At 39.0% G+C, this 4,192-nt stretch carries 5 protein-coding genes; all 5 read right to left on the bottom strand.

The genetic code is table 11. The features are described from left to right. Positions 1–242: 242 nt before the first annotated feature. Complete coding sequence (locus H6H03_RS39370; protein ID WP_190960390.1) at positions 243–857, bottom strand: Uma2 family endonuclease; 615 nt, start codon at positions 855–857, stop codon at positions 243–245. Positions 858–885: 28 nt separating this feature from the next. Next, positions 886–1,107 carry a hypothetical protein gene (locus tag H6H03_RS39365; RefSeq protein WP_190960389.1) on the bottom strand — a complete coding sequence of 74 codons (222 nt, stop codon included), beginning with the start codon at positions 1,105–1,107 and terminating at the stop codon, positions 886–888. Positions 1,108–1,665: 558 nt separating this feature from the next. Continuing rightward, the gene (locus tag H6H03_RS39360; protein ID WP_190960388.1) at positions 1,666–2,238 is read right to left on the bottom strand and encodes a nuclear transport factor 2 family protein; all 573 of its coding nucleotides are present in this window, start codon (positions 2,236–2,238) and stop codon (positions 1,666–1,668) included. Between the two features lie 564 nt (positions 2,239–2,802). Then, a complete protein-coding gene (locus tag H6H03_RS39355; RefSeq protein ID WP_190960387.1) occupies positions 2,803–3,420 on the bottom strand; it encodes a hypothetical protein in 618 nt (205 codons plus the stop codon). 282 nt (positions 3,421–3,702) lie between these two features. Beyond that, positions 3,703–3,867: a hypothetical protein gene (locus H6H03_RS39350; RefSeq protein ID WP_190960391.1), complete on the bottom strand. Its 165-nt coding sequence runs from the start codon at positions 3,865–3,867 to the stop codon at positions 3,703–3,705. Positions 3,868–4,192 lie beyond the last annotated feature (325 nt).

Below are 4,192 nucleotides of genomic sequence, written 5' to 3'. Positions count from 1 at the left end.
GAATGATTTTTACTTGGGGTCATGCTTTAAGCTGCTGGAATTCTTTTGCAACATACATTTTGGCAGTTTTTGACCCCTCTTCTTTCAATCTTGGTGAGAAATCCGGGGTAACTCCCTGATTTGCTGTTGTTGTGTTTCTGCCATAAATTATTACTTTCTACAAACACGCATCTCCGATTTATTTTGAATTTTTAATTTAATTAACGCCTCCTCGAAATATTCTTTTGGGATTATTTTAGTGCTTATAAAGCGGAATCAAAAATTTGTTGTGCTGTCAATTTGAGTTTGGGAAATAAAGGCGATACAATAACATCATCTCCCCTGAACACAGTCATTTGATAATCGCCGTCAACTAAATTACAAATGGTAATAGTTGGTTGTTTGGGATTACCAGTAAATCTTTTGCCACCGAGTGCAGCATAATCCACAATCCAATACTCAGGAATTCCCATTTGTTCATAATCCCTGAACTTGTCGTAATAATCATCTCGCCAGTTGGTACTAACTACTTCAATGGCGATTGGTACAGATTCCGCTTGAATAACAGTCGATTGTTTGCTCCACAGAGGTTCATTAACAAGATTGTCATGATTTAATACCAAAATGTCGGGAGAATAGGTTGAGTTATTGCTCTCAATTTTGATAAAGGCAGTTTTAGGGATGCGGAATGGAAGTCCCATTTGCAAGAATTGAAAGGTTATCTGTGCTGCTAAAAATCCAACAACGTTTTCGTGTTCGCCAGTTGGGGGTGGCATTTGTACAATGACTCCTTTATGTAGTTCATATCGCACCCCATTTGAGGGATACCACTCAATAAATTGTTCAAAGGTTGCTAACTTGGGTAGGGCTTGAGTCATCTAGTATACTCTACATATATTAGGTAGTTCATAGGCTGAAGACATCGTAACTCAGGCTGCGATCTCGGCTGAGGTCAAGTTCTTCACTGACTTGTGCCAGGAGGGATTGACGAAAGAATTCTGAGAGTTTGCTTGGTTGTTCTGGGTGGATATCGTGTGTAGTTAGGCTTTGGGCAAGGAGTTGAATAATATACAGTTTTTCATTGGGGTCAAGTTGAAGCAGTTGTTGTTCGAGTTCTCTTAGCAGCATGATAGGGTTTAAGCGGAGGATAATTTTATTTTACTTTCGCTTTTGATTACCCCACCAAATACCGAACTAGGAGCGGATCTATTGCTGCAATCCGATGCCTAATTGACTGCGGTGGATTTTTGAAAAACTGTTTTAAATCTCGACTTTTCACAAAGCGGAATCAAAAATTTGTTGTACTGTCAAATTGAGTTTAGGAAATAAAGGCGATACAATCACATCATCTCCCCTGAACACAGTCATTTGATAATCGCTGTCAACTAAATACAAATGGTAATAGTTTGTTGTTTAGGATTACCAGTAAATCTTTAATTTCCTCAAATCTTAATAAGCTAAGTGTGATTTGTAGATAATCTAGAAGCGGTTTTTGGTGGACATGGTTCGACCAATCGGATTCATATTGTTTTGCGATCGCGCCAGTGGCTCTTAAGTGGAGGGGAGCAATATTTATTGTTAAAGTATTGTCTGGGCTTTGAGCTCGTTGGAGCAAACGTACATACTTGACTCTAATCCCATCCCAAGAAGCTTAGAGAATAGGAAATATCAGGCTGCATCATACAATTAACCAGGGCGAATACCTTCTTCGTAAGTCCAGGTCATTTTCATTTGTATAACTTTCCAGCGACCTTTGATGCGGGTTAGCCGATGATTGTAGAAGCCACCCAATGTCCAAGTTTTACCCGATTCACCACCAAGATAGATGTGATGTGCCCGAAAGTGAGAGGTGCAGGTTGCTTGATCGCCATTAACTGTGACAATATGATTGGTAATCATGTGCTGAGTGGCTTTAAAGGTTTTACTGAAAAAATCTGCCCAACCAGTAACTAAGGTATCTGCTGCTACAGTATTGGGAGTACCCCCATTCAGGGAGGTGTAGTCAGTCAGAACTCGATCGGCAAACGCAGCGCGACAGGCTTTCCAATCTCGTAAATCTGCACCCATACCAATGATATTTACAGCATCAATAATGGAAGCACGGTCTACTAATTTTTGCAGGTTTGCGGTATTCACAGTTACTTGAGTATTTAGTTGGTTGGGAGATCTAGCGCCAGCAGTGGACAGGGCTGTACTAGAAAAAAATCCTGTCAAGCTTGCACCTAAAGTAAAAAGGATATTACGGCGTTGGTGATTCACGAGCGTATTCAGTAGTTATTTAAGTGATATTATATACAGTACTAACTCTAGATTAGATGTATATATTTAAACTATTTACTGAAGTATATATTTTAGCGTTGGCGCAGCCCGCCGCAGGCATCGCTCGTTTTTTGCCTGACTTCAGAAAATCGCGTTGCTGCCATTGCGAATTGGTATTACCTGGGGCATACCAATATTCAACATACAGTCCGCTACACTGCTCAGAATTCCAAACGCTTTGAGTCTTTTGATTGGGATTGGTAGTCCCCGTTTGGAGAAGAGGTTATGGAAAGTTTATCAAGAAAGGCAGAGGGCAGGAGGGAATTCTGATTCCTGCCCTCTGCCACGACGGTAGGGAGTAAGGGTTTAAGACCCCCACCAAATTAAAAATTTGGTGGCTCTCCCAACAGGAGGGGTGCTACTCCGATCTGGATAAAACCTTCTGACTTGAAAATGCTATTTAGATGAGTATCTATATAGCTCAGTCCCACACCACATTTTCATGCTTGGCTGTGAAACTTGTTTCATCGGGACTGCCCTCTGCCCTCAGCATAGCTGCCTTCTTTATCCATTTTTAGCAAACTGCAAGGAGTGTAGTACTTCTCGATAACAGACAAACCAAAAATAAAGCGCGACATTCAGCCCACTCAAAAATTTAGGAATACCTTCTAATAAGCTAGTAGTTCCATCACCCTTAAAATGGAGCGAATCTACTGTAATAGCAATAAATAATAAAACTAAACTAGCAATAAGGATAATATAAGGTGTTGATTTGATTTGTCGTCTAAAAGCTAACCCATACAAGCTAGCAATAATTGTGTAGCAGAAAATAGTTACTAGCTTGGGAATGCCAAATTGCAAAAAAATTATATGGAGTCGATAAATTTCATTCACTAAATAACCTGCTGTTAAAATGGCGGAGTAAAGCAAAAATTGATTAAATCTATTATTAGGTTTAATAGTTTTTAGTAAGGTAAAACTAAAAGCACAAATTATAGGTGGTATAGAGCACAGTATTTGAAATCCAAGTGTAAACAATCCTGCACCAGGATATGCTGGGGTGAGAGGTGGTAAGAACAATCCTCCAACTGATACATCAAATATTTTATTATAAATAATCAAGGCAATAATTAATAATAGGCAGAAACTATTAAAACCGAAAATAATTTTATTAATTAACATATAGTACTTAAATATTATTTACCTAGTTCTAATTTTAAAAAAATTAATTTTTTGTAATTAAATTAAAAAAATCTGAAAATTGTCATTTCTCCTCATGATTGCTCTTTTAAATAGAGTTTCCACAGTTCAGACAGGGGTGGCATTTCTTCACCCACAAAGGCCAACCACATCGGTTTATTGAGTCGTGGGCAGCCATCCTCAAGTAATCTCTCAACCAGTATAAATGAAGAGAAAAAAATTAGGAATCAGAAGAATTTTCGCTTCTGACTCCTGAGTTCTGGTTTACGCTGCTACTAACTCCCAATACTCTGCTTCATACTCCAGCAGCTTCCGCCATTGCACACTCGTCAGTTGCGCGATCGCCTGAGTATTTATCTGTTGTTGAACTGCTACTCTGTCTAGAATTGCCTCAATCCGGTCTAGCCGAGTGTTTGGTGTATGGGTCATAGTAATTTTAATCAGGAGCTAATCACATTCACATACTTATCGCCCTAAAGGGTCGGTGATTCTTGAGGCCATAAAAATTTCAGATACTTTACAGTATAAGCTTTATAGCTCCTGAGTAAGTAGAACGAGGTGAAAAAACCAAACTATGTAAAGATAAGTAAATACGTACAATGTGTCTACAAAGGTAAAAGCGATATGGGCAGTCGTTTAAGGGTATTGAGGAAACAAGATCCGGTAGTACAGCAAATCAAACAGGCTGACTTAGAAATGCTGGAATTATCTGCGGCAGCTGGCGAAATCGATTTAAAGTATGTGGATGAATCAG

This window comes from Nostoc paludosum FACHB-159 (assembly GCF_014698835.1).
Taxonomy (GTDB): Bacteria; Cyanobacteriota; Cyanobacteriia; order Cyanobacteriales; family Nostocaceae; genus Nostoc; species Nostoc paludosum.
This window is presented reverse-complemented; position numbering and strand designations above follow the sequence as displayed.